Origin of the sequence: Hyphomicrobium sp. ghe19, from assembly GCF_902712875.1 — a bacterium.
Taxonomy (GTDB): Bacteria; Pseudomonadota; Alphaproteobacteria; order Rhizobiales; family Hyphomicrobiaceae; genus Hyphomicrobium_B.
On record NZ_LR743509.1, the window covers coordinates 2,128,589 to 2,153,218 of the forward strand.

32 protein-coding genes are annotated in these 24,630 nt (G+C 59.4%); 15 read left to right on the plus strand and 17 right to left on the minus strand.

All coding sequences use genetic code 11. The annotated features are described in order from the left end of the window. Nucleotides 1–13: 13 nt before the first annotated feature. From AACL53_RS10130 to AACL53_RS10140, 3 genes are all read left to right on the plus strand, one after another. Nucleotides 14–1,369 (plus strand): ammonium transporter, encoded by a 1,356-nt coding sequence (locus AACL53_RS10130; protein ID WP_339084388.1) that lies wholly within the window; start codon nt 14–16, stop codon nt 1,367–1,369. A gap of 208 nt (nt 1,370–1,577) precedes the next feature. Continuing rightward, nucleotides 1,578–2,243, plus strand: a complete 666-nt coding sequence (locus AACL53_RS10135; RefSeq protein WP_339084389.1) for a UdgX family uracil-DNA binding protein — start codon at nt 1,578–1,580, stop codon at nt 2,241–2,243. 77 nt (nt 2,244–2,320) lie between these two features. Beyond that, nucleotides 2,321–2,689 carry a response regulator gene (locus AACL53_RS10140; RefSeq protein ID WP_339084390.1) on the plus strand — a complete coding sequence of 123 codons (369 nt, stop codon included), beginning with the start codon at nt 2,321–2,323 and terminating at the stop codon, nt 2,687–2,689. A gap of 81 nt (nt 2,690–2,770) precedes the next feature. Here the strand turns inward: AACL53_RS10140 and AACL53_RS10145 are convergent, their stop codons facing one another. Next, complete coding sequence (locus tag AACL53_RS10145; RefSeq protein WP_339084391.1) at nt 2,771–3,079, minus strand: hypothetical protein; 309 nt, start codon at nt 3,077–3,079, stop codon at nt 2,771–2,773. A gap of 113 nt (nt 3,080–3,192) precedes the next feature. Continuing rightward, nucleotides 3,193–3,390, minus strand: a complete 198-nt coding sequence (locus AACL53_RS10150; protein ID WP_339084392.1) for a CsbD family protein — start codon at nt 3,388–3,390, stop codon at nt 3,193–3,195. Nucleotides 3,391–3,561: 171 nt separating this feature from the next. Between AACL53_RS10150 and AACL53_RS10155 the strand changes: the two genes are divergently transcribed. Together AACL53_RS10155 and AACL53_RS10160 are read left to right on the plus strand one after the other, a co-directional pair. Next, on the plus strand, nt 3,562–3,846 hold the full coding sequence (locus AACL53_RS10155; RefSeq protein WP_339084393.1) for a hypothetical protein: 285 nt from the start codon (nt 3,562–3,564) through the stop codon (nt 3,844–3,846). 618 nt (nt 3,847–4,464) lie between these two features. Continuing rightward, entirely contained in the window at nt 4,465–4,755 is a 291-nt protein-coding gene (locus AACL53_RS10160) for a hypothetical protein (RefSeq protein WP_339084394.1), read from the plus strand. Here AACL53_RS10160 and AACL53_RS10165 read toward each other — a convergent pair. The 7 genes from AACL53_RS10165 to AACL53_RS10195 all read right to left on the minus strand — a co-directional run bounded on the left by AACL53_RS10165 (nt 4,739) and on the right by AACL53_RS10195 (nt 8,531). Beyond that, complete coding sequence (locus AACL53_RS10165) at nt 4,739–4,894, minus strand: hypothetical protein (protein WP_339084395.1); 156 nt, start codon at nt 4,892–4,894, stop codon at nt 4,739–4,741. The two genes, AACL53_RS10160 and AACL53_RS10165, sit on opposite strands and share 17 nt — an antisense overlap. Nucleotides 4,895–5,023: 129 nt before the next feature. Continuing rightward, nucleotides 5,024–5,407, minus strand: coding sequence for a hypothetical protein (locus AACL53_RS10170; RefSeq protein ID WP_339084396.1), 384 nt, complete (start codon nt 5,405–5,407; stop codon nt 5,024–5,026). 437 nt (nt 5,408–5,844) lie between these two features. Then, a complete protein-coding gene (locus AACL53_RS10175; RefSeq protein WP_339084397.1) occupies nt 5,845–6,126 on the minus strand; it encodes a hypothetical protein in 282 nt (93 codons plus the stop codon). A 27-nt stretch (nt 6,127–6,153) separates the two neighbouring features. Then, a complete protein-coding gene (locus tag AACL53_RS10180) occupies nt 6,154–6,681 on the minus strand; it encodes an HD domain-containing protein (protein ID WP_339084398.1) in 528 nt (175 codons plus the stop codon). 257 nt (nt 6,682–6,938) lie between these two features. After that, entirely contained in the window at nt 6,939–7,895 is a 957-nt protein-coding gene (locus AACL53_RS10185) for a patatin-like phospholipase family protein (protein WP_339084399.1), read from the minus strand. A gap of 157 nt (nt 7,896–8,052) precedes the next feature. Further along, nucleotides 8,053–8,259 (minus strand): hypothetical protein, encoded by a 207-nt coding sequence (locus tag AACL53_RS10190; RefSeq protein ID WP_339084400.1) that lies wholly within the window; start codon nt 8,257–8,259, stop codon nt 8,053–8,055. Between the two features lie 77 nt (nt 8,260–8,336). Next, a complete protein-coding gene (locus AACL53_RS10195; RefSeq protein WP_339084401.1) occupies nt 8,337–8,531 on the minus strand; it encodes a hypothetical protein in 195 nt (64 codons plus the stop codon). A gap of 463 nt (nt 8,532–8,994) precedes the next feature. Here AACL53_RS10195 and AACL53_RS10200 point away from each other — a divergent pair, with 463 nt between their 5' ends. Continuing rightward, the gene (locus tag AACL53_RS10200) at nt 8,995–9,183 is read left to right on the plus strand and encodes a hypothetical protein (RefSeq protein ID WP_339084402.1); all 189 of its coding nucleotides are present in this window, start codon (nt 8,995–8,997) and stop codon (nt 9,181–9,183) included. Nucleotides 9,184–9,202: 19 nt separating this feature from the next. On the opposite strand, the gene AACL53_RS10205 is transcribed toward AACL53_RS10200, so the two are convergent. From AACL53_RS10205 to AACL53_RS10230, 6 genes are all read right to left on the minus strand, one after another. Then, entirely contained in the window at nt 9,203–9,445 is a 243-nt protein-coding gene (locus tag AACL53_RS10205; protein ID WP_339084403.1) for a hypothetical protein, read from the minus strand. A gap of 95 nt (nt 9,446–9,540) precedes the next feature. Further along, complete coding sequence (locus AACL53_RS10210; protein WP_339084404.1) at nt 9,541–9,885, minus strand: cupin domain-containing protein; 345 nt, start codon at nt 9,883–9,885, stop codon at nt 9,541–9,543. 27 nt (nt 9,886–9,912) lie between these two features. Further along, complete coding sequence (locus AACL53_RS10215; RefSeq protein ID WP_339084405.1) at nt 9,913–10,272, minus strand: PRC-barrel domain-containing protein; 360 nt, start codon at nt 10,270–10,272, stop codon at nt 9,913–9,915. 76 nt (nt 10,273–10,348) lie between these two features. Beyond that, entirely contained in the window at nt 10,349–10,780 is a 432-nt protein-coding gene (locus AACL53_RS10220; protein ID WP_339084406.1) for a low affinity iron permease family protein, read from the minus strand. A gap of 192 nt (nt 10,781–10,972) precedes the next feature. Continuing rightward, a complete protein-coding gene (locus AACL53_RS10225; protein WP_339084407.1) occupies nt 10,973–11,308 on the minus strand; it encodes a PsiF family protein in 336 nt (111 codons plus the stop codon). An 83-nt stretch (nt 11,309–11,391) separates the two neighbouring features. Then, nucleotides 11,392–11,715 (minus strand): hypothetical protein, encoded by a 324-nt coding sequence (locus AACL53_RS10230; RefSeq protein ID WP_339084408.1) that lies wholly within the window; start codon nt 11,713–11,715, stop codon nt 11,392–11,394. 745 nt (nt 11,716–12,460) lie between these two features. Here AACL53_RS10230 and AACL53_RS10235 point away from each other — a divergent pair. Together AACL53_RS10235 and AACL53_RS10240 are read left to right on the plus strand one after the other, a co-directional pair. Then, nucleotides 12,461–12,811, plus strand: coding sequence for a hypothetical protein (locus AACL53_RS10235; protein WP_339084409.1), 351 nt, complete (start codon nt 12,461–12,463; stop codon nt 12,809–12,811). A 70-nt stretch (nt 12,812–12,881) separates the two neighbouring features. After that, nucleotides 12,882–13,145, plus strand: a complete 264-nt coding sequence (locus tag AACL53_RS10240; RefSeq protein WP_339084410.1) for a hypothetical protein — start codon at nt 12,882–12,884, stop codon at nt 13,143–13,145. Nucleotides 13,146–13,196: 51 nt separating this feature from the next. Here the strand turns inward: AACL53_RS10240 and AACL53_RS10245 are convergent, their stop codons facing one another. Next, nucleotides 13,197–13,550 (minus strand): hypothetical protein, encoded by a 354-nt coding sequence (locus AACL53_RS10245; RefSeq protein WP_339084411.1) that lies wholly within the window; start codon nt 13,548–13,550, stop codon nt 13,197–13,199. Nucleotides 13,551–14,107: 557 nt separating this feature from the next. Here AACL53_RS10245 and AACL53_RS10250 point away from each other — a divergent pair. Genes AACL53_RS10250 through AACL53_RS10280 form a run of 7 tightly spaced genes read left to right on the plus strand, consistent with a single transcriptional unit; the run spans nt 14,108 to nt 22,595 of the window. Continuing rightward, nucleotides 14,108–14,197, plus strand: coding sequence for a K(+)-transporting ATPase subunit F (locus AACL53_RS10250; protein ID WP_339084412.1), 90 nt, complete (start codon nt 14,108–14,110; stop codon nt 14,195–14,197). A 12-nt stretch (nt 14,198–14,209) separates the two neighbouring features. After that, a complete protein-coding gene (gene kdpA, locus AACL53_RS10255) occupies nt 14,210–15,913 on the plus strand; it encodes a potassium-transporting ATPase subunit KdpA (protein ID WP_339084413.1) in 1,704 nt (567 codons plus the stop codon). 21 nt (nt 15,914–15,934) lie between these two features. Continuing rightward, the gene (gene kdpB, locus AACL53_RS10260; RefSeq protein WP_339084414.1) at nt 15,935–18,046 is read left to right on the plus strand and encodes a potassium-transporting ATPase subunit KdpB; all 2,112 of its coding nucleotides are present in this window, start codon (nt 15,935–15,937) and stop codon (nt 18,044–18,046) included. A 17-nt stretch (nt 18,047–18,063) separates the two neighbouring features. Further along, entirely contained in the window at nt 18,064–18,669 is a 606-nt protein-coding gene (locus AACL53_RS10265; RefSeq protein ID WP_339084415.1) for a K(+)-transporting ATPase subunit C, read from the plus strand. Nucleotides 18,670–18,706: 37 nt separating this feature from the next. Then, on the plus strand, nt 18,707–21,430 hold the full coding sequence (locus AACL53_RS10270; protein WP_339084416.1) for a sensor histidine kinase KdpD: 2,724 nt from the start codon (nt 18,707–18,709) through the stop codon (nt 21,428–21,430). After that, nucleotides 21,427–22,119 carry a response regulator gene (locus tag AACL53_RS10275; RefSeq protein WP_339084417.1) on the plus strand — a complete coding sequence of 231 codons (693 nt, stop codon included), beginning with the start codon at nt 21,427–21,429 and terminating at the stop codon, nt 22,117–22,119. Before AACL53_RS10270 ends, AACL53_RS10275 begins: the two co-directional genes overlap by 4 nt. Nucleotides 22,120–22,130: 11 nt before the next feature. Next, nucleotides 22,131–22,595 (plus strand): PTS sugar transporter subunit IIA, encoded by a 465-nt coding sequence (locus tag AACL53_RS10280; RefSeq protein ID WP_339084418.1) that lies wholly within the window; start codon nt 22,131–22,133, stop codon nt 22,593–22,595. Nucleotides 22,596–22,620: 25 nt separating this feature from the next. Here AACL53_RS10280 and AACL53_RS10285 read toward each other — a convergent pair whose 3' ends face one another. Beyond that, nucleotides 22,621–24,159: an acetolactate synthase large subunit gene (locus AACL53_RS10285; RefSeq protein WP_339084419.1), complete on the minus strand. Its 1,539-nt coding sequence runs from the start codon at nt 24,157–24,159 to the stop codon at nt 22,621–22,623. Nucleotides 24,160–24,630 lie beyond the last annotated feature (471 nt).

Consider the following 24,630-nt stretch of genomic DNA (forward strand, 5'->3'; position numbering starts at 1 on the left):
TGGGGGACTAGGAATGACTTCAAGACTTCGACCCTCGCTTGGAGCCACGGCTCTCAGCGCAGTGACACTCCTTGCGACGTCGGCAATCGCACTCGCCCAGGAAGCGGCGCCCGCTGCTGCCGAACCGGCGGCTGCCGCTGCACCAGCTTTCAACTCCGGCGACATCGCATGGATGCTGACGTCGTCCGTGCTCGTGCTCATGATGCTCGTCCCGGGCCTCGGACTCTTCTACGCCGGCATGGTGCGCAAGAAGAACGCGCTCGCTGTTCTCATGCAGTGCGTATTCGGCGCCGGCCTCCTATCGATCGTATGGGTTCTCGTCGGCTATTCGATTGCCTTCACTGAAGGCAGCCCATTCTTCGGCGGCTTCTCAAAGGTCGTGCTTGCCGGCATTGCGCCGGATACCCCAGCGCCTGCCGCTGCGGGCATCCCTGAGTTCCTCTTCGTCATGTTCCAGATGACGTTCTTCATCATCACGCCGATCATTGCCTTGGGCGGACCGGCTGACCGCATGAAGTTCTCGGCGTCGATGGCGTTCGTCACACTCTGGGCGATCTTCGCCTATGCGCCGATCGCCCACATGGTGTGGGGCCCCGGCGGCTACCTCGGCGGCGCAGGCGTTCTCGACTACGCCGGTGGCACCGTCGTTCACATCAACTCAGCTATTGCCGGTCTCGTCGCTGCCATCATCGTCGGCAGGCGCAAGGGTTACGGCACCGAGCAGATGGCACCCCACAACTTGGTTCTGACCATGATTGGCGGCTCTTTGCTGTGGTGCGGCTGGTTCGGCTTCAACGTCGGTTCCGCACTGGGCGCTGGCGCAAGCACGGGCATCATCATGCTCAACACGCAGATCGCGACTGCGGGTGCCGTCGTCTCGTGGACGCTCGTTGAGTGGATCATCAAAGGCAAGCCGAGCCTTCTCGGTGCCGTCTCCGGCGCGATTGCCGGTCTCGTGGCGATCACGCCGGCTTGCGGCTTCGTCGCTGTCGACGGCGCATTGATCATCGGTCTTGTGGCGGGCGTCGTCTGCTACTGGGGCGTCACCGGCCTGAAGCGTGCTCTCGGCTATGACGATGCACTCGACGTCTTCGGCGTCCACGGCATCGGCGGCATCCTCGGCGCAGTCCTCACCGGCGTCTTCGCCGTTCAGGCAGTCGGCGGCCAAGGGAAATCCGGCTGGATCGAAGGCAACCTCAACCAGGTCTGGGTACAGATCGAAGGCATCGGCTTGACCATCGTCTGGTCGGCGGTCGTCAGTGTCGTGGCCTTGCTCTTCATCAAGTACACCATCGGCCTCAGGGTCAACGAAGCTGAAGAATCTGAAGGGCTCGATCTTGCTCTCCATGGAGAGACCTTCCACGACTGAAGTTTGGCCACGACTGAGGTTGGCAGTGGGTGCTCCCTGACTTGCCTCAGACGCGGGCGCCGGAACCCCAAGTTCCGGCGCCCAACCTCAGGTTTCCTGAATTGCACTCCCGCATGTTTTGAACTTCCAACAAGCGAGCCGAAACGGGCCGGCGGAACTAAAAGTTGTGATCGCGCGTCGGGCAATAAAGCCAAGCAGCGAGCGCATCATGACCCCCATCCCGAAGCACTCGACCGGGCCGTCCGCTCACTCCGCCGCCTCGAATGGCGATCTCTTTCCGGCTCCTGATGCCGCGGAGCCTAGAAGCCTTACTGAACTCAACAAGATCATCACCGCCGCCAAGCCCATGGTTCCCGGCGGCAAGAAGGCCGTGCTTGGCGAAGGTCCGCCCGGCGCGGCGCTGGCTTTTGTTGGCGAGCAGCCGGGCGATCAGGAAGATCTGCAGGGCCGGCCGTTCGTCGGGCCCGCCGGGCAGCTATTGGACAAGGCGCTAGCGGCCGCGGGCATCGATCGGAAAGCCTCCTACGTGACCAACGCGGTCAAGCACTTCAAGCATGAGGAGCGCGGCAAGCGGCGCATTCATCAGAAGCCCACGATGGGCGAGGTGAAGCGTTATCGCTGGTGGCTACTGAAGGAGCTTGGCTTTGTTCACCCCCGCGTCGTCGTGGCACTCGGGGCGACGGCGGCTGCCGCTCTCGAAGGCGCGCCGGTCGCCATCGGAAAATCGCGGGGAAAATATCAGTTCGGCGAGATGCCGGGCTTCGTCACCATTCACCCATCTGCCTTGCTCCGCATGCCGGATCATGATGCACGCACACAAGCATTCGCAGACTTCGTTCGCGATTTGAAAGCCGCGCGAAACCTGGCGCATTGAATATTCGTCTCTGCCTACGGCAGCAAACAGAAGTGCAACGAGCCGCGACTTGGCGGTACTGGACGAGAGAAAGTATCTTGACGATTACGAAGGTTCTTATTGTCGAAGACGAGATGCTCATTCGAATGGCGCTCGTCGCCGATTTTCAAGATGGCGGTTATGAAGTCGTGCAGACCGGCACCGCTTATGATGCGCTGCATATTCTGCGGACCACGCCGGGCATCAAGGTCGTCTTTACGGATATCAATATGCCGGGCGATATGGATGGCCTGACGCTCGCGCATTACATCCGGCAGCACTGGCCACACATGGTGATCATCATCAGCTCGGGAAAGCTTCTACCGAGCGTGGCGGCGTTGCCCATCGGCGCCCGCTTCTTAGCAAAGCCTGCAACTCAAGCCACCATGGCGGTTCTCTGCAACGACATCAAGAAAGAGCTTTCGTAGAGTCGTTGCCGATTTGATCGCGCTCTACTGGCGAGCGGGATATTTCACTTTCGTCATCGCGCCGACTTCGTCGATCAGCGCCTAGCCGAGATCGAGTGCTTGATCGGCGGTCAAACCGTACGCCGGCTCGTCCTCGAAACGCAGCATGACCACGGGCTCGTGGCGTCCGTGGCCAACGGCATAGCGGTCAGGAATTTTCGTGAGGTCGCCAAAAGCCGGAGCCGACTGAAAATGATCGCTGAGTACCGAGGAAAGCGTTTCGGCGATGCGGGCGTTGATGGAGATCGTTTGGCTCTCTCCAGCGGCGTTGCAAACCGTGATTTCCAACCGCCCGTTGGCGCGGTCGAATTCGGAGCGCGTCAGCATCTCCGCACAAAACGTCTTGGACATCCCTGATTTCCCCAACACTAGTGTCGCGCACGTTCATACGCATCCTAGCCGGTCGAGGCAAAAAGAAAGGCCCAAAAATTGGGCCTTCCTTCATCAAAGTGCTGATAACTCTATCAGAGCGAGCCCGACCAGGTGTCGATTTCCTTCTTTGCCTGATCCTTGGCATAGCCGTAGCGCTCCTGAAGGATGCCTTCGAGCTGCTCGCGGTTGCCGTTCACCTTAGCGAGGTCGTCATCGGTCAATTGACCCCACTTCTCCTTCACCTTGCCGGAGAACTGCTTCCAATTGCCTTCAACGCGATCCCAGTTCATGAAAATCTCCTCTGTTTCGTGCGGTGTTCGGGCTGGTAACGTGCGGGCTGAAGCTCCGGTTCCGACGATATTTCAAATTGAGCGGGCCGAACACTTGGGGTGAGATCCGGGGAACGAACCTTGCCCGCGTGTGTACTGCTCGCGTACCGTTTCGGTCCTCGCGAGGTCTCCATGAGAAATCTGATTTTATCTGCGCTGTTAATGACGTCGCTTGCGGTCGCTCCGGCCGCGTTCGCGCAAAGCGCCGCCGATGACGATGCCGGCCCCGTGGATGCTCCCTATTATTCGGACGAACAGTACGCGACGCCATCAGAAGACGAGCCCGATGAAATCGCGACTGCACCCGACCCTTACGGTATCGACATCAGCGGAGAAGGCGCTGGCTCCGGCGAAAGCGGTCTCGGCGAAGATGATTACGACGATGCGTCACCAGGAGCACCTCTGCCGGAGGAATAACCGCGCGCCCAATCGGCTCTCCCGCCTGGTGATGGCCACCACAGGCCTTTCGAAATTGAGCCAAATTTGTTTATCCAGCCATTGCTAAGAAAAAAGCCCCGGTCCCCGCGCATCCGCAGGTCCCGAGGCCTTCCACGACCCCTCGTCTAGGAGCCATGCGCCAGCTCTTCGCCGGCGATCAGGTGTGTTCTCACAAGTATCTGTCCGCCGAAGCGAAGTTTGTGAAGACCGATACTCTCTAGAACTCCTGATCCCACGTGCGAGGCACGCGGTATGACTGCATTACCTCACAGCGGCCGGATGGTTTCCTCTCCGTAGCGCACTGTGGCGCGGCGGGACCTTGCCGGGAATTTGCGGAACGCGCCGGAACCATCATCGATGGTCGCGCGTCATCATCACGTTCACCGCCGGGCCGCACTGGCACCGGCGGTGAACGCCCAAAGCAATCAAGCCACTGGGCGAGACACTGGGAGCGTTGTCATGCCGGCGGATGGAGATCGGTCAGGCCCCCGGGCCACTGGCTCTCGCCCGAGTTCCCTGCTCCACTGGCTCAGCGATCGCGTGAATTTTCGTCTGTTCATCCATACGCTCGCAGCGAAACGCACGGTATCAAGAAACATGGCGAAAGACGAAAAACTTCCTGCCACGATCAGGGCCAGCGACTATCTCGAAATATGCCGCGAAAAGGCGCTAGACGCCTATACGATCGAAGAAGCGATCTACTGGCACAATGAGATCATCACCGAGCTTTCGATCGAGCTTCATACCGTCCAAACGATGCACTGGCCCGACACGGTCAAGGCCAGCATGATGATTGCTTTGGAAGATCGCTTGAGTCAGCACGCTGGCGCCGTCACGCGTCTGGCAGGCATTCTGGAAAGAAACGAGCAGCTTATCTGGCAGCCTTGACCGCCGATTTGCCGGTGCCTTTCGCGCCGTCGCTGTTACGAGCGCGCTTGGCGGCCTTTTCCGTGCGCTTTACAGCATTCTCGAGCTTGTTCTGGCGGGCGACAATGCGGCGCCGGCGATTGTCGGACATTGTAGGCATAAATTCACTCCTGGGATTGTGGTAGAGAGACCCCGAGCCGCCAAAGCTGTCAGCCCGGGATCTTGCGGGACCTCTAGTAGCAGACCCATACCCATTCGGCATAATAATTTGACCAGCGCCAGCAGGGCCCTATGCCGTAGGGGTACCACCTTCCATGCCAGAAGCGGCGGCCGTGACCGCCCCTCGGGCCGTGGTCTCGACCGCGAAACTGTTCGCCGCCGCGAAACCGTTCTCCGCCATGAAAACGTTCGCCGCCTCGGGGTCCGCCGCCGGGAGGCCCGCCTTCACGGAATTGACCACGAGGGCCACCCCCGCCCGGTCCGCGGCCCCCACCTCCGCCTTGACCACGGCCACCCCCGCCGCCACCGCCGCCGGGTCCGGCTGTGTGGCCACCTCCGCCTCCGCCGCCTCCTCCGCCTCCTCCCCTCCCCCACCCGGTTGACCCGATACGGCGAGCGGCATGCACAAAGTGGCAATTAGAGCGAACGCGAATGGAAGGTGACGCATCATCATCGGAGGCCTCTCCTTTTGGGTTTCCGCATTTTGTTTTCGAGCTATCTCGTCGAGCTAGCTTATGGCTCGCGGCCTACCACACTCCACGTTGCCCATTTCAAATACAGCGCCGGGTGGTGAACCAAACAGAATGCTTCGTTCCGCTTTCTTCGATCGAATTTCTCGCCTCGTTTTACGTCGCTACTTCACGCGATTTTCCGCACGCGATTTGAAGCAATTTTGTCCTCGATCGGAATGATTTCCGTTGCGCGATGCAGGCTGCGCAACAGACGCGCGCTGAGACCTGACATGGAAAAGCACCCTGGCGGGGGGAGCCAGGGTGCTTAGGATTTCACGGTTGAAAGGAGCACACCGGGGGGGAAGTGCTACCGTGATACCGATACTACTTGCGGCTGGAAAACACGTTCCCGCGACATTCGGTCGACCCGCACACAAGCTCAGTGGTCACCCGTCGAAGGCGAGGCCGGCTTGGAATTGTTTGTGTTCTTGTCGTTCGATTTTTTTTCGTCATGCGGTAGCTGCTTGGATTGTTCCGAGGGCAACGTCCGCTCGGTCGTCGCTCCGCCCATCGTATTCGCGTCGCCGCCCTGCGATGCGGCTCCCGCTTTGCCTGAATCTTTCGCCTGCGGTTGGCCGGTGCGATTAACATCGTCGGCGAATGCGGCCGAGCCCGTCATCGCCAGACATGCAGCATAGATAATCGCGGCGCGCCTCATCATTGGCCTCCGATTTTAGACTTTACGTATTTAAAGGGACGCAGATTCCGTCACGATCGCCGCCTTCTGGAACAGCGGCAGCCTCAGCAAGCGGCTGGTTTCCACCTCCGCCATCTTCTTCAGACAAAGCCGCTTCTCCTCGAGAAATGTGGGGCCGAAAGAGGGATCGTGAAGCACGATCTGCGAGCCGTTATCGATGATGTCCGCGAGTTTTATGAGCTTTGCGTCCCACGGGGCCCGCGACAGTCTCCACGCGGCTTGTAATGCCCGCGACGCGCGGCTTCCCTTCTCGGTATCGGTCAGCCAATAGACCAGTTCGGCAACGGCCTCGCCGAATTTCTGATGGACCTCTTCTATACTCGTGTCGCTTTTCTCTATCGTATCGTGAAGAAACGCGGCGGCTATAATTTCTGAACTTTTATATCCATACTCTTCAAGGATGGCCGCCACCGAGTCGAGATGCACCATGTACGGGCGCCCGTCATGCTTGCGCACTTGCCCGCTGTGCTTCGCAATCGCGAAATCTCTCGCATCATGTATGGTCGCTGATACCAGCATCGGGGACCGTTCAGTCTCTCCTCAAAGCCATCGTCAGTGTCCGCACGATCACTCATCCAATCGCCGGATAGTAGACGCTGACCGAGCGGGTACGGTTTCGAAACGGTGGCAATGTGCCCTAGTTTGGAGCGGGACCTGTCAGCGTAGCGATTATAAAGCAAACGGGTCACCCGTTCGTTGCCAAGGCGCACTTAGTTTGAAGCGCTTTGGCGATGCTCCGTCGTTGGAGCCCGAGAGTTCCGCTGCCAGCACTGCCGCTATCCAGCAAACAGCCGCGTGTTGAGAAGCGCGGGCGGGGGCGTTTTCAAATATCTCTCGATCATCGGAATGTGCGGTTCGATAGCTGCTCTTCCGGCATCCATCATTTCGTCCGCGCGATGAAAGTCGAGAACGCCGATATCAGCGAGATCGGGCGTAACGAGCAAATCCGGCGGGTCGCCCATAAGGCGGGCTCGCGCGATGCGATCATGAAATATACTGAATGAGTTCAGGATAACCGACGTGATGCCCGGCGCGCCGTCCTGTCGCTGCCCAAAGATTTGCCGATGGAGCAGCTGCAGCGCGCCGCTGCCGTTCCATCGCGTGATCGGAGCTTCGTCGACGACGATCTCGCCAGGGATTTCCTCGTCGTCGTCATCACCAATACAGATCCCGCCCCGCCCGAATTCGCTCGTAAGATTGACGCCGACGACGATCCGCGCGCCGAGAGCGCGGCAGACGGAAACGGGCACGGGGTTGACGAGGCAGCCGTCGACCAGCCAACGGCCATTGAGGTGTAAGGGCCGAACGATCCCCGGTATGGCGGACGAGGCGCGGACGGCTTCGGAGACGCGACCCCGCCGCAGCCATACTTCATGGCCGGTTGCGAGGTCGGTCGCGATGGCGGCGAACCGAACCGGGAGTTGCTCGATCGTCAGGCCGCGCAAATGATCGTCGAAGCGATCGAAGAGCCGCTGTCCTGCAATTAGGCCCGAACCCGAGACACTCAAGTCCAAAAAGCTGAAGACGCGCCGGCGCGTGAGTTGGCGTGCAAAATCCGCGAGGTCGTCCAACCGGCCCGATGCGTAATGCCCACCAACGATCGCGCCGATCGACGTTCCAACGACTATCTCAGGCTCCAATCGAGCCTCGGCCAACCCTTGAAGAATGCCTATATGTGCCCAACCTCGAGCCGCTCCTCCGCCCAAGGCTAATGCGAATTTATGCTTCGCCATTTCCGCCACCTCTTGCCGCGACCCAAAGAACGGCGTTCTCACAACGCGCGAAGGGGCATTTTGTTCGATGCGGTTGGAGCGCGGAGCACAGAACGCGGCAAAGTTGCTATGGCGAAATGGAGCACTAGATGTGGACAGCCCGGGGCTGTGACCGATCTCAGGCAGCGACTTTCCGGTTACGGAAGTCGGAAGCGCAGACTTCGTTCAACACTTCATGAAGCTGGTGTCGAGCCTCCCGCAAGTGCCTCGTGCATTCGTCGGGGTTGGCGATATCGAGATAAGTCGGCGCTGCTTTCAGCTCTTTCTCGAGCTCGTATACCGCCTTCAGAACGTCGTAAACTTGATTGACGGCCTTCTTGCGCATCGCAGACATCTCCGTTTGCTCGGTTCGACGTGGTTAACCACGTCGCGCAAATGGAGTTCCAGCGAAGCGATCGAATGTTAGTCGAGCTTACCGTTCTGTTGCAGCTCGTGAAGGAACTGACGCAAGTCATAGCATTCGTCGTTGATCGTCTTGAGAGCCATCTTGGCTTCGAAGGACTTGCCTTCGACACGTGCGGAATCGAGGCGAGACGCCTCTCCTCGAATTACGTTCAGGCTTTTGACGATCCGGTCTGCGGCTTTAACTGTGCCCATGTCACACACCCCATTTTGTGCGTTCGGACTTTCTTTGCGCAAAATGCGGCAACGAGTTGGCAAGCCAACGTCACGTTTAGTTGCCGGACGTACACATATGGACGCGGGGCCGGGTGGCGCACGCCGTCATTCGTTTGAGGGCGCGGAGACGCTGTCGCTGGCCGCGGCGACGATCGCTGTCGTCTCGACGGCGGCGCGGCGTCTGCGAGAGGCCGCGCGCGGATTGCCTGGGGGAGAGAATAGTAAAGAAGCGTTCCCGCGATCAAAAACGTCCCGCCGAGAACCACCATCATCGTCGCAAAATTGCGCATGCCCGCCTCTCCTCTTTTGGGCAACTAAAAGAGGCAGTTCCTCGCGGCTCCGCTTCGCTTCCCACGGCCGCCAAAACCACGCGGGAACACTGATGGTATGCGTACGTTACGAATGGGTGGAAAGCGCAAACAGGAAAAGGAAAGGGACGGTTGTGGCGCGCGATATTGATGATTGGATGTTTCATTTCGAGCGGCAGGTAGGACCTCGCCTGAAAGAGCTTTTTGAAATCAATCTAGATGGCTTACCGCCCACAATCGCGACGCGCCTAAAGAAATTGCAAGCGGAAGAACATCCTCAAGCCGATGATCGTAACGCTAAGGATGTGTCGCCGCACGAGTGATGAGGTTTCCGCATTGTCGTTAAATAGCAAGATCGGCATCCCGCTCCGTCCAATACAGGTCGGCGAGACGGTCGAGGATAGAATCGGGAAGAGGATTTTTCGCGACGTCTGAGTAGAGATAATTGTTCGCTCTGATAAAAGCCGGATCCGCTACCCTCGGCTTCTCGGCCGGTTGCGGCAAGAATTGTTCACCCGAAAGCGATGCCTGCCAAATGCGAGACATCGACACGGACCAAATCCATAATGCCATTGCGGGGTGCATTTGACGGTCTCCTAGATTGCCAGGAGTTAAACGCACGGCCGTTCCTCTAAGTTTCGATTGCGCACTATCCTGATCCCGCGACAATCGCGCAGCATTTACTCAGCCTTACCTGGCCGGCGTTCCTTTCCGTCGCGGCTATACGCGGGCGGCACATAGAAATTCAGAGTCTTCATTGGAACGTTGGATGTATTGCGGATCTCGTGCGTCTCGCCGTGGGAGATGAGGATGAGGGATCCCTGCTGAAGCGGATAAGCGTGTCCATTCACGATCGCTTTTCCGCTTCCGCTTTCGACATAGAGCCACTGGTCAGCGCCTTTGTGGAAGTTATCTTTTCCACCTTCGCAGTCGCCCGGTTCGATCACCATCGAGGCTGCCTGCGAGCGGCCGTCTCCAGTGAGGATGTGAAATCCCTTCGAGTACTTTACGTTCACGTGTTCCATCGGGCCGGTTTCCATTGCGGCGGGCTGCTAGCGCGGCTCGAGTTCCCAGTACCCCGGCGCACCATATGCTTCGTGCAGACGGCCTTCCGCATCGCGATTTCGCAACGATAGCGGATCAAGATCGGGCGAGGCCTGAAGCTGTTGCTCAGTGATGCCGGTCACGTAACCTTCAAGTTCATGGTCCCAGCGAAGCGCTGTCCACGGAACGACGTACTGGCTTTTTCCGAGACCCAAAAATCCGCCGAAGCTCAACGTGGCATAGCGGACTTGTCCCGTCATCGTGTCGATGATCAAATCGTCTACACTGCCGATCTCAGCGTGGGCTCCATCATAAACGGCTGTTCCCGCTACCCTGCTTGTTTCCAAGAATCTGTTTTCGGCTTGCATTCTGTTGGTCTCCTTCTTCGTCATCCGGACGCATAAGGCCAACGCCGCCTGCAAGGCATTGTTCCGACTACGGTGCCTAGGTGTGCCGCCGCTTCGTAAATTCCGCTTGGAATTTGGCGATCTCTTCCTCGGTCGCGTGCTCGAGATCTATCAGAATATTGCGCGCACTTTGGGTGCTGCGAATAAGCTCATCAAGCTTCAGCTGAATAGCTTTGCCGTCTTTATTCTGACTGTGCTGGATGAGAAACACGGCGAGGAACGTAACCAACGTCGTGCCTGTGTTCACCACAAGCTGCCACGTATCGGAATAATGAAAATAGGGACCCGTTACAGCCCAGAGAAGAACTGAAATCGTCGCAACGACGAATGCCGAGGCCGAGCCAATGACGATTGCGGATCGGCCCGCAAATTCTGAAAATCCGCGCAACATCTTTTGGCGCCATCCAAGCCGCACGGTTTCGGCGCGTTCGGTTGGCCCAGCCGGAATGTGTTGAGTTGTGGTGGTCATGTTGGTGGCACCGACGAGGGAGGCGCACCCTCAGCGCATTAAATCCGCGCATCGAGGGGCGCGCCCGCCACGATCCATTTTAACGCCCACTGAAACGCCGGATGTGCCGGTGTTGTTCCGGGCTTGGTGTTGTCGTCCTCGGAGCAACAGCCTTATTGAATCGACCAGTGATCTGTCAGCGGCCTTTCCAGCTCAAACGCCAGATGCGTCTTTAACGCATTTCTTTGTGAAGCTCGTCTGTGCGGCTCCGTGCAAGTTCTTGGCCTTGGCATCGGCGTCGCATTTTGCCGTCGCGTCTTTCTCACATTTGGTCATGAAGCTTTTGAGCGCCGCACCTGCCAGCTTTTTATCCTTTGCAGTTGCACTACAGGACACATTGGCAGCCAGCGATGCGCCGGTCAGACATACGCTCATGATGACCGCAAGAATAATTCTCATGATTTCCTCCATCATTGCCGCAGGACGATCGGCGATGCCGGCCGTCGCTTTGCTTGATGCACTGATTGATACGTCAATTTTATTCGGCATCGTCAATTCGCGCGAACGAGCTTACCGAAAAGTAAAGTCGGACATCCGCGAAGAGTTCGCCCTGCATAGACACCCGCGTATCGCTATTTCGGCTGGACACTCTGGTCGCCGCCCGGCTCGCCTGGCGGCACGATGACCGGCATCTTATCGCCTGTTTGCGCGGGCGGCGGCTGATGAATTCCAGGGTCGACACCCTGCGGAGGCTTCAGAACACCCTTGTTGTCGTCGAGCTTTTTGCTGAGCGGGATATCCGCCGGTTTCGCATCCGCAGCGTCATTGGCCTTTTGAGGCGCCGCTGATTCACCTGACGTCGCGTTAGCGTTTGCCGCTTGTACATCGGACGAGCGCGAACAAGCGGTCAATGCCATGAATGCGTAGAACACGACCGACAAACTATGACCGCGCATTTTCATCCCTTTCGTCCCGACCCTTGGGCCAGTGTTTAAGCCCATCTGATCGGCAACGAGATCTTCCCAGTTCGAGTTCCGAACAATTGCAACCATCAGATTGATGGAATGTCTGTTCGCCGAGGGAATTTGGAAGCGGATGGAACTTGTTGGACCACGGACGGTAAAGTTCCCGCCACGGCACGCACTTACCCTAGTGCGGCTGCCCCCAATGCCGTGGCTAAAAGGAGCACCCCGGTTTGGCAGGGGATCGGGGTGCCTCCACTTTTATCCGGTAGGGAATGCTAGGCGGTTCGCGATGAGCCGGGTTCCGACTCGGACTCGGCAGCCGATTTCCTCATGAGCGAATTCAGCTGCCCGAAGAGCAATGGTCCCTCGACCTGGTCATCTTGATAGCCCTCTTCGCGAAGCTTGCGCTTAATATCCGCGACCGACGTGCAACGCCCAGAGCGCGCAAGTTCGAAGGCACGTTCCAATTGCGAAACCCGAATTTCCACAGCAATGCTCCTCAATGCTCCATTGTACTTTTCGCCGGTCCAGCTCTCCGAATTGCCGACACCAATACTCGCAGTTCAGTATTCGGCGCCTTTGTCCGCCATTATTCGGCCACTTCGCTTTGCGTTCAGCTCCATCGCTATGCTTCCAATCCGCACTTGACCCATCTCTTCGAGATGCGGGCGACACCCATGCGCAAAATGGCTGAAAGCGGGTTGGGGTTCCGACCACTTTTTGGAATTTACTTAAAATGACCGATCAGCAGCCTATCGCCGCCCAAACCCGCGTGTTCATTGCGTGCAGCGAAGAATACCGGAACCGGAAAGCCATTATGGAAGCCTTGGGTTCCATTTTTCTCGACACCATCGACGGCACGCGGGAATATTTTTACTTTGATTGCCCGGCCATGACCGAGATATTCGAAGACGGCGTCTTCAATCGGTCGGCCTTTCGGCGGTTTCTTTCCGGTGACGCAAAGGACGCGGCGACCATCAGATCCTTGAACTTTACGCATATCGTAGCGGGCGGAGACGATACCTTCGTAAAAACCCTGGTATCCAATCTCGGCGCCCCCGAGGCATCCCTCGTCCGCCTTATGTGAGACTTGGTGCGAACCCCGATCGCCTCGAGGCGTTATCGAGCGAGAGACATCTTGAGATCGAGGACCATCAATGGGTAAACGCAAAGCGCAAATCGTCGAGCCGGAAGCATTCGATCCGGACGAGCCGTCGCCGGTCCAGGTGCCGCTACCGGGAAGGCCCGAGAGCGTGCCATCATATCCGGGAGATGATGACGATTCCGACGATGAGCGGGAAGACGAGAACGAGGCTGTTCCCGACGAAGAGACGGACCCTAACTCCCTGGCGATCGACGTCGAAATCGAGAACCACGATGCTCAGCGCGATCGCTTGAGCGACGATATCGACGACAGATAGAAACCGGGCGGAGGGCCACCCGTTTTCGCTTCTCGCATATGACCGGTTTCGCTAGTGGATGGCGCGGTATGTCTGCGCGCTCTGTTCTGCGATCAGCCCTTTGACTGCGATGATTGCGCTCGACATTCGGCGGCTTGCCGAATAGCGCGCAGGCGGCTCCGACGTAAAGACAGCGGGAATGTTCCGCTCCGCAATAGTCCGGCAGAAGGCGATCGTTTCCGGATTTTGCGAATAAGGAAGAATGACCGCGTCGATCGCTTTCAAATCGAGCAGCTTCTCGGCTAACGCGAAGCTTGCGACTACGTGGGTCCCGGCGCCTGCTGCAATGAACGATTGGCGCAAGTCGAAAGCCACTTCGCCATTCGGATCGATGACGAGCACGGAGATATTTTTCAGAGACGTCATAGTGGGTACCTTGCGGCGCGATACGGTCGCGCTTTCCGCTTGGAGCTCGAACCGATGTGGTGTTCGAGCCGTCCCAGGATGACAACAAAGCGACCGGCTAACGTGCTGACAAAACTTTTCAACGGTCCCGGCTAAAGAAACTATGCAGCTGTACGGAGTTCAAGCAAGCCGAATTGCATCGCCACACGAACAATCGTCGCTGCATCGCACATGCTAAAGGCTGTCTGAAGCCGGTGTGCGATTTCGAGATCGGGCAGTTCCTGCACCTTTCACAAATCATCATATTTCCGTTGGCGGGCGACGGCTGATTGCATGGTTGGGGGAAGTCAAGCCCCGGCATCTTTATGAGATTCCTATAAGTCCTTCCGTCCGGTCAGCTCGAATTCATATGCGGCGAGTGGCACGTAATCGCCTGCTCGCCATCCATCCTTGCGCGAGATCACCAGTTCGGGATCGGAAACATCAAATGTTCGACACCATCCTTCTGGCAGGCGGTCTGGCGCTCTTCGCGGCGTCGATCGCCTATGCCTTCGCCTGCGACCGTCTGTGAGGCTTCCATGGCATTCGATTACACCTTAGCGGCGGTCGTCACCGCAGGCCTCCTCGTCTACCTCATCTACGCGCTCGTGCGTCCAGAATCCTTCTGAAAGGCACCCCAAATGACCCTCGTCGGTTGGGCGCAGATTGCCCTTTTCTGCGCAGTCGTCATTGCGCTCGTGAAGCCTCTCGGCTGGTATATGAACCGCGTGTTCTCGGGCGAGAGGACTTTTCTTTCGCCGGTTCTTCGGCCGATCGAGAACTTTCTTTATAAAATCGCCGGGGTCAACGAGCGCTCCGAGCAGGATTGGCTGACGTATGCCGTATCGATCCTGATGTTTCACATCGGCGGCTTTCTGATCCTCTACGTGCTGCTGCGCACGCAGGGCTTTTTGCCGTTCAACCCGCAGGGCATGACGGCGGTCGCGCCGGATCTGTCGTTCAACACCGCCGTCAGCTTCATCACGAATACGAACTGGCAGAACTACGGCGGCGAAACGACCGTTTCATATCTCACGCAGATGCTCGGGCTGACGCATCAGAACTACCTGTCGGCCGCGACAGGCATCGCCGTCGCGATTGCGCTCATCCGCGGCTTCGCGCGGGCGTCAACGCGCAACATCGGCAACTTCTGGGTCGATATCACGCGCTGCACGCTCTACGTCCTCTTGCCAATTTGCATTCCCTTGACGCTCTTTCTGGTTTGGGACGGCATACCGCAGACGCTCGGCGCCTACGTTGACGCCACCACGCTCGAAGGCGGCAAGCAGACGATCGCCGTCGGGCCGGTCGCGTCACAGGTCGCCATCAAGATGCTCGGCACCAACGGCGGCGGCTTTTTCAACGCCAACGCGGCGCATCCTTTCGAAAATCCGACGGCCTTCAATAACTTCATCCAGATGGTCGCAATCTTTGCGCTCGGCGCGGCGCTTACGAACGTCTTCGGCCGCATGGTCGGCAATCAGAAGCAAGGCTGGGCCATCTTTTGGGTGATGGGCGTGCTCTTCATCGCGGGCGTGTCCGTTTGCTACTGGGCGGAAGCTGCGGGAACGACGGGCATCAATGAGCTCGGCCTGACAGGCGGCAACATGGAAGGCAAGGAAGTTCGCTTCGGCGTCGTCGCTTCTGCGCTCTTCGCCGTCATCACGACCGCGGCGTCGTGCGGCGCCGTCAATGCCATGCATGACAGCTTCACCGCGCTCGGCGGCATGATCCCGATGATCAACATGCAGCTCGGCGAAATCATCGTCGGCGGCGTCGGCGCGGGCTTCTACGGCATGCTGATCTTCATTGTGATCGCCATCTTCGTTGCCGGTCTCATGGTCGGCCGCACGCCGGAGTATGTCGGCAAGAAGATCGAAGCGAAGGAAGTGAAGATGGCGATGCTCGCGATCCTCGTCCTTCCGCTCATGTATCTGGGCTTCACGGCTGTCGCCGCGGTGCTTCCGTCTGCCTTGGCATCCATCGCCAATCCCGGACCGCACGGCTTTTCGGAGATGCTCTACCTCTTCACGTCGTCGACTGCAAACAACGGCTCGGCGTTCGGCGGCATCACCGGCAACACCCCGTTCTACAACATCGCGGGTGCTATCGCGATGTTCGTCGGCCGCTTCTTCATGATCATTCCGGCGCTCGCGATTGCGGGCTCCATGGCCGAGAAGAAGTCCGTTCCACCGTCGGCCGGGACATTTCCGACGACCGGCGGTCTCTTCGTCGGAATGGTGATTGGCGTCATCCTCATCGTCGGTGGCCTGACGTTCTTCCCTGCCCTCGCCCTTGGCCCGATCGTCGAGCAGATCTCGATGACCAGAAACATGCTCTTCTGATTGGTTCCGGAGACACTCGCTATGGAAACTACCGTGCGCAAGCAGCGCTCGACCTCAACGATGCTCGATCCCGCTATCGTTCTTCCCGCGATCGGGTCGGCATTCGTGAAACTCGATCCCAGAACGCTGATCAAGAACCCGATCATGTTCGTGCTAGAGGTCGTGTCCGTTCTGACAACGATCATCTTCGTCCGAGACGTCATACAAGGAGGACACGACCTCAGCTTCACTTTCCAAATCATCGTTTGGCTGTGGTTCACCGTCCTCTTCGCGAATTTCGCCGAGGCGATCGCCGAGGGGCGCGGTAAGGCGCAGGCTGATGCCCTTCGCCAGCAACGCACCGAAACGCAGGCGAAGCTGATGAGCGGCGCGGGCAAGAACTTCAAGCTCGTCCCTGGCACATCACTGGCAGTCGGCGATGTGGTTCTCGTCGAAGCCGGCGATACCATCCCGTCCGACGGCGAGGTCATCGAGGGCATCGCTTCGGTGAACGAATCCGCGATCACGGGAGAATCGGCACCGGTCATTCGCGAATCCGGCGGAGACCGTTCGGCAGTGACCGGCGGCACGCAGGTTCTATCCGACTGGATCGTCGTCCGCATCAGCGCGGCGCAGGGATCGACATTCCTCGACCGCATGATCCGGCTCGTCGAAGGCGCGGAACGCCAGAAGACGCCGAACGAGATCGCGCTCAATATTCTACTTGCCGGCCTGACGATCATTTTCGTCTTCGCCACGGCCACTATTCCGAGCTACGCTTCTTATGCCGGTGGCACCATCTCGGTCGTCGTGCTCGTTGCGCTGTTCGTGACGCTCATCCCGACGACGATCGGCGCGCTTCTCTCGGCAATCGGCATCGCGGGCATGGATCGCCTCGTGCGCTTCAACGTTCTGGCGATGTCCGGCCGTGCGGTCGAAGCGGCGGGCGACGTCGACACGCTGCTTCTCGATAAAACCGGCACGATCACGCTCGGCAACCGGCAGGCAACCGAATTCATGCCGCTGACGGGCGTCAGCGAAGCCGAGCTCGCGGATGCCGCGCAGCTTTCGTCTCTGGCCGACGAAACGCCGGAAGGCCGTTCGATCGTCGTGCTCGCGAAGGTGAAGTATGGACTTCGCGGTCGAGAGATCGGCGACGTTAAGGCGCGCTTCATACCGTTCACCGCGCAGAGCCGGATGAGCGGCGTCGAGACCGAAGAGTCCTCCATCCGCAAGGGCGCTGTCGATGCCGTCATTCGATACGTCAACTCCCTTGGCGCCGCGTCTCTGTCGGCCGGATCTGCCGCGCAAGCCCTGCGGCCCGCGATCAGCACTGAAACCGCGCGCGAGATCAAGGCAATAACCGACGCGATCTCCAAATCGGGCGGCACGCCGCTGGCCGTCGCCAAGGATGGCAAGCTGCTCGGTGCTATTCATCTCAAGGACATCGTCAAAGGCGGGATTCGCGAACGCTTCGCAGAACTCCGCCGGATGGGCATCCGCACGGTCATGATCACCGGCGACAATCCGATGACAGCGGCGGCGATCGCGGCAGAAGCCGGCGTCGATGACTTCCTGGCGCAGGCAACGCCTGAGGACAAGTTGCGCCTCATTCGCGACGAACAGGCCAAAGGCAAGCTCGTTGCGATGTGTGGCGATGGCACTAACGACGCGCCTGCGCTCGCGCAGGCCGACGTCGGGGTCGCGATGAACACCGGCACCGTCGCCGCGCGTGAAGCTGGAAATATGATCGACCTCGACAGCAACCCGACCAAGCTCATCGAGATCGTGGAAATCGGCAAACAGCTCCTGATGACTCGCGGCGCCTTGACGACGTTCTCCATCGCAAATGACGTCGCCAAATACTTCGCGATCATACCCGCGATGTTCCTCGCCTTCTATCCGCAGCTGCAAGCCCTCAACGTCATGAACCTCGGCAGTCCAAAAAGTGCGATCCTGTCGGCGATCATCTTCAACGCGCTGATCATCATCGCCTTGATCCCGCTCGCGCTCAAAGGCGTCGCCTATCGCCCGATCGGCGCGGGCCCGCTGCTTCGCCGGAACTTGCTGATCTATGGCCTCGGCGGCGTCCTGATCCCCTTTATCGGCATCAAGGCCATCGACATCGCGGTCAACGCTCTGCACCTCGTTTGATTTGATAGGGAACTCCAATGTTCAAACTCTTACGCCCCGCGTTCGCATTGCTGGTCGGTCTGACGATCATCACCGGCCTCATCTATCCGCTTGCGATGACAGGCCTTGCGGGCGCACTCTTTCCAAAGCAAGCGCAGGGAAGCCTTATCGTGCGCGACGGAAAAGTCATCGGCTCCGAGCTGATCGGTCAGAATTTCACGAGCGACCGCTATTTCCGGGGGCGGCTGTCGGCGACGACCGGCACCGATCCGTCCGACCCGAGCAAAAACGTGCCGCAGCCGTACAATGCCGCGAACTCGATGGGCTCGAACCTGGGCCCGACGAACAAGGCGTTGATCGATCGGGTCAAGGGCGACGTGGAAAAGCTCAGGGCGGAGAATCCTTCGGCGCCCGTGCCCCTCGACCTCGTGACGACGACCGCCAGCGGGCTCGATCCGGATATTTCGCCGGCCGCCGCATACTTCCAGGTGCCGCGCGTCGCCAAAGCCCGCAATCTGCCGGAGGCCGATGTTAAGCAACTCGTCGATAGGCATATCGAAAGCCGCCTTTTTGGTTTAATCGGTGAACCGCATATCAATGTTCTAGCGCTAAACCTCGATCTGGATCGCGTAGCAGCGCGATGAAGGTGGAGCGGCGGCAGTCGCTCTCGGAATAGCCTCGATGGCAGAAGATACCTACGCACAGCACAAACGGCCATCGCCAGACGCGCTTCTCGAGATTTCGCGACGAGAAGCGCGCGGCCGAGGCCGGCTCAAGATCTTTCTCGGCGCCGCGCCAGGCGTCGGAAAGACTTATGAGATGCTGCGGACGGCTCGCGGGAAGATCAAGGAAGGCGCCGATGTCGTCGTCGGCGTCGTCGAGACGCACGGCCGCAAGGAGACGAAGGCACTTCTGCGCGGAATGACGATCATCCCGCCGCGGAAGGTCGAATACAAGGGCAAGGAGCTCGACGAGTTCGATCTCGATGCGCTCATTGCGCGGCGTCCGCAAATCGCGCTGGTCGATGAACTCGCTCATACGAATGCGCCGTCGAGCCGGCATCCGAAACGATATCTTGACGTCGAGGAATTGCTGGATCAGGGCATCGACGTCTACACGACGGTCAATATTCAGCATATCGACAGTCTCAATGAAGTCGTGGCGCAGATTACGGGCGTCCGCGTGCGCGAGACGGTTCCCGATTCCATTCTCGCCCGCGCCGACGACGTCGAGCTTGTCGACATCACGCCTGAGGATCTGATCCAGCGACTGAAGGAAGGGAAAGTTTATATTCCCGAGCAAGCGCAGCTCGCGCTCGAGAACTTCTTCTCGCCCGTCAACCTCACGGCGCTGCGCGAGCTGGCACTACGGCAGACCGCTGAACGCGTCGACGAGCAGCTTGTCACGCAGCTGCGCGCTAAAGCCATGTCGGGGCCGTGGGCCGCCTGCGAACGCGTGCTCGTTTGCATCAGCGACGATCCGCGTTCGGCAGGGCTTGTGCGGTACGCGAAGCGCGCCGCCGATCGCCTGCACGCACCGTGGACCGCGTTGACGGTCGAAACCCGCCACAGCATCCGCCTTTCCGATGAGGAGCGAAACCGCATTGCCGAAGCGCTGCGGCTCGCCGAGCAGCTCGGCGCGGAAACTCTCACCATCCCGGGGAGCTCGCGTAGGATTGCCGACGACATTATGGCCTTCGCGCGAGCACATAATTTCACTCAGATCATTATCGGCAAATCCGAGAGGCCGCGCTGGTTCGAAATTCTGCACGGCTCCGTCGTTCACGATCTTGTCAGGCAATCGGCCGATATCAGTGTACACGTCATTTCGGGCCAGCAGCTTCCCAACGGCGCGCAGCCGCGACCGACCGTCCGCGCCGCACCCGAGAAGACTTCGAACAATCTCCTCGCCTACACGTTTGCCGTAGCCGCGATGGCGACGTCACTTGGTTTGGCGTGGCTGATCAAGCCCTGGATCGGCGTCGAGAGCGTCGACCTCATTTTTCTGACGGGCGTCATCGCCGTCGCGGTTCGCTACGGCCTGTTGCCTTCGCTCGTCACCAGCGTCCTCGGATCGCTCGCGTACAATTTCTTCTTCCTTCCGCCGCTCTACACGTTCACGATTTCGGACCCGAAGAACGTCGCGGCGTTCATATCATTCGCGGTCGTTGCAATCGTCGTATCGAACATCGCGGCCCAGACGCGCAGTCAGGCTGTCATAGCGGTCAATCGCGCCAGCACCACGGAATCGCTTTACGGCTTCAGCCGGAAGCTCGCCGCCACGGCCACGCTTGACGACGTGCTGTGGGCGACCGCCTTCCAGATCGCGTCAATGCTGAAAGTTCGCGTCGTGTTGCTGCTGCCGGACAATGGCTCCATCGCGGTCAAAGCCGGTTATCCGCCGGAGGATACCCTCGATGCGTCGGATTTGGCGGCAGCCACGTGGGCATGGATGAATGATCGTCCGGCAGGGCGCGGAGCGGTTACGCTACCCGGCTCTCAGCGCCTCTTTCTGCCGCTGCACACGGCGCGTGGCGTCGTCGGCGTCGTTGGTATCGATAGCGACAATCCCGGCCCGTTGCTGACGCCGGATCAGCGGCGTCTGTTCGATGCCCTGATCAACCAGGGAGCGCTTGCGATCGAGCGCGTGCGGCTAGTCGAGGACATCGAGCAAGCGAAGCGCACTATGGAGACCGAGCGGCTTCGGGCGGCTCTGCTCACTTCACTGTCGCATGATCTCAAGACGCCGCTCGCTGCAATCCTCGGCGCGGCAAGTACGTTGCGCGACGTCGCGGACAAGCTCGACGAGGCGCAGCGGGATGAGCTTCTGTCGACGGTCATAGATGAGTCCGAGCGTCTCAATCGCTTCATCGCCAATCTCCTGGATATGACCAAGCTCGAGGCTGGCGCCGTGGCGCCGAAAGCTGAGGTGCACGACGTCAGCGAGATTGTCGATGCCGCCCTCAAGAGAGCGAAGAAGATCCTAGCCCATCACCATGTGCAGTACGCGCCTGTAGCCGGCAATCCGCAAGTGAGAGCCGATCCGGTCCTCCTGGAGCAGGTGCTTTTCAACGTATTGGACAACGCCGCCAAATACGCGCCGGAGGGAACCGCTATACAAATCGATGCCTGGCAAGACTACGACCGGATCACCGTGCAGGTTTCGGATGAAGGCCCGGGAATTCCACCGGAAGATCTTGAGCGGATCTTCGATAAGTTCTATCGATCCTCCAAAGGTGATCGTGTGCGCGCCGGAACGGGGCTTGGGCTTCCCATTTCGCGAGGGTTCGTCGAGATCATGGGCGGCACGATAACGGCCGCAAACCGGCCCGATCGCAGCGGCGCCGTGTTTACCATTTCCCTGCCGGCGGGCTTCGAGAGCGAAACGTTGGATCACGCCGCATGAGCGCGCCTCTCAACGTTCTGATCATCGACGACGAGCCGCCCATTCGTAAGCTGCTGCGCATGGGTCTTGCTACACAGGGCTATCAAGTGACGGATGCGCCCAACGCCAAAGCCGCGTTGGAACTCATGGATACGAAGCCGGATCTCATCATCCTGGATCTCGGCCTTCCCGACATGCAGGGTCTCGATCTGCTGCGTGCGCTTCGCGCGAAGAATGAATCCGTTCCCATCGTGGTGCTCTCGAGCCGGGCGGACGAAGGCGCCAAAGTTCATGCCCTCGATCTCGGCGCCGACGATTACGTTACGAAGCCTTTCGGCATAAATGAGCTTCTTGCCCGCATCCGCGCAGCTCTACGCCACCAGCTGCAAAGCCATGGCGAGCGGCCTATCTTTCGTGTCGGAGATCTGAGCGTCGATCTCGTCCGGCGCATCGTCAAAGTCGGCGACCGCGAGGTCAAGCTTTCGCCCAAAGAATACGATCTGTTGCGGCTGTTCGTTCAGCACGCTGGAAAAGTTCTCACGCACAACTTGTTGCTGCGGGAACTCTGGGGGCCATCAGCGGATTCACAATACGTGCGTGTCTATGTCCGTCAGCTCCGGCAAAAAATCGAGACGCATCCGGAAAGCCCTGAATACATTCTCACCGAAACAGGCGTCGGCTATCGCCTGCGCATTCCCGACGAATTATAGAGCGTCCCTAAATGCCAACCAGCATCAGCAGCTTTCTCTCGCCCAGCGACGTGTTCCTCGATGTCGGCGAGCCGGACAAAATCTCTCTGCTGAGCGATCTCGCGCGGCGTGCGGCGCCGTCCGTCGGATTGAGCAGCGACGTCATTGTCACTGAACTCATGAAACGAGAGCGACTCGGATCGACGGGCATGGGCGGCGGTGTTGCAATTCCGCACGCTCGCTATACCGGACTGAAAAAGCCGTTCGGGCTCGTTGCACGCCTCAAGCCGGCTGTGGATTTCGAAGCGATCGACAACATGCCCGTCGATCTCGTTTTTCTTCTGCTGGTGCCGGCTGCTGCCGAAGGCGATCACCTCAACATGCTCGCCGCCGTGTCACGGCGGATGCGTAGCCGCGAGGTCACGCAAAAGCTGCGCACCCTCCAGGACAAGACGATCTTCTACAAACTGCTCACGGCCGAGCCTGAGAAACATTGATTGCGCCAATCGGCGAGCGACCTTTCTACGACATAATCGCTTCGATCAGGCGTGGTCCCTTTTGAGCGAGCGCCTTTTCCAATTCGCGTGCTAGCGCTTCTGCATTGTCGACGGCGACGGACGGCACGCCGAAACCTTCTCCGATCTTGACCCAATCGAGGTTGGGACGGTCCAGCCCCGTCATCGAACGGGCGACCGGCCCAGGGCCCATTACCCCTGCCCGTTGGAACTCCACGTTCAAGATGTTGTAGCTGCGGTTGGAGCCGATGATCGTGACGACATCCAAGTTCTCGCGTGCCTGCGTCCAGAACGCCTGCACGGAATAGGCGCCGCATCCATCGGACTCGAAATTGATAACCTTGCGATCCGGACATGCGATGGCAGCACCTGTTGCTGCGCCCGGACCTTGGCCGATGGCGCCGCCGGTCAACATCAAATGGCTGAAGCGTGGTGCGTTCTTTGACGCTTCGAAATAGGGCGCCCCCGCGGTCAACGCCTCGTCCATGACGATGCAGTTTTCCGGCTGCAGCAGCCCGATGATTGCGGTGACGGACTGCGCGTCGAGCCCCCCGCGCGGCATCGAGACGGGCGCACCAGGCTGACGGCGGACATCATGCGAAGCCTGAAGCTCGGCCGCGACTGCCTCCAGTGCTCCGAGAACGTCCTCGCCGCGAGCCGCCAGCGTGACGGTCTGTTCTTCGCTGGTCAAATAGCTGGGCTGTCCAGAATATCCGAAGAACGCAACGGGACGGCGCGTGCCCGCGAGCACAAAGCTTTCGTAACGGCGTGTCAGCGCCTGCGCCTGGTCAGGAAAATATGGGAGCCTCGTTGCTGCGGGTAAATCGCCGCCGCGCTCCATGCGCGCGAAGAACGTATCGCAAAGAAGATCGGCGCCAGCCGCGCCGGCAATTCTTCCTGCGAGCCGCATGCCCGCTTCCGACAATCCCTCGCCGCCCAACAGTATCGCTGACTTTCCGCGCTTCAGCGCCCGGGTTGCCGCCGTCACATTCGCCGGCGAATAGCTGCCTTTCGGAACGGCGCGCCGATGTGGACGATCGTCGCCCGCCTCACCTTGCTGACAATCATGCGGCACAATCAGAGTTGCGATACCGCCGCCGCCCGCCCGCGCGCGCTCGACCGCTTCGGCCAGATCCGACGCTATCGCTGCCGCATCGACGTTTCTCTTCATATATGCGCTGACCGTATGGGCGAGCCCTTCGATGTCGGATGCCAACAACGGATCGGCCGCACGATGCCAAGTCGCATGTTCGCCGATGACGTTCAGGATCGGCGTTCCCGCGCGGCGCGCATTGTGCAAATTCGTCAGGCCATTGGCGAGGCCGGGTCCTAAATGGAGCAAGCACATCGCCGGTTTGGACATCATCCGGCCGTAGCCGTCGGCCGCTCCGGTCGCAACGTTCTCGTGGAGGCAAAGGATGCCCCGCAGACCGGGGACCTGATCCATCGCGAGCACCAACGGCAACTCCGTCGTGCCCGGATTTGCGAAACAGACCTCGATGCCTTCGTTCAAAGCGGTGGTGATGAGTGCCTGCGCACCGTTCATGGCCCGGTTCCTTTGGTTCGCTGCCGAGAATCAGGACCCGACTTCAATTCCACCACACATGTACTCCGAGAACGCCGATTGTTCGACGCATTCAGGTCGGCCTGACAGCGCGGTATCCATGCGGCGCGCTTCTACGGCGCGTTCGCCGACTCCCAATGCCGAACATCGCTTTAGAGGAGAAATTCCCGCTGGCAAGCGGTCAATTGCTGATGATTTTGAGCGAGATGGAAATCCAAACGGCGCTCGAGGCCTAAGGGCTCTTCTTGAATAAATGGTCGCCTGCAGTCTGCTCCCCGGAGCAGCACCTAATGAGGTCATTGCCAGAAATCGACCTGCCATCGCCAAACTGTATCGCGACGTTGGATTGACCGCCGGCGATCAGACGGCAGGCCTCCTCCAACGCTGCGTCAAGGGTCGGATGTTCGTTGCCTATTGCTACAGGGATTGCGCCGAACGTTACGAAATATGCCA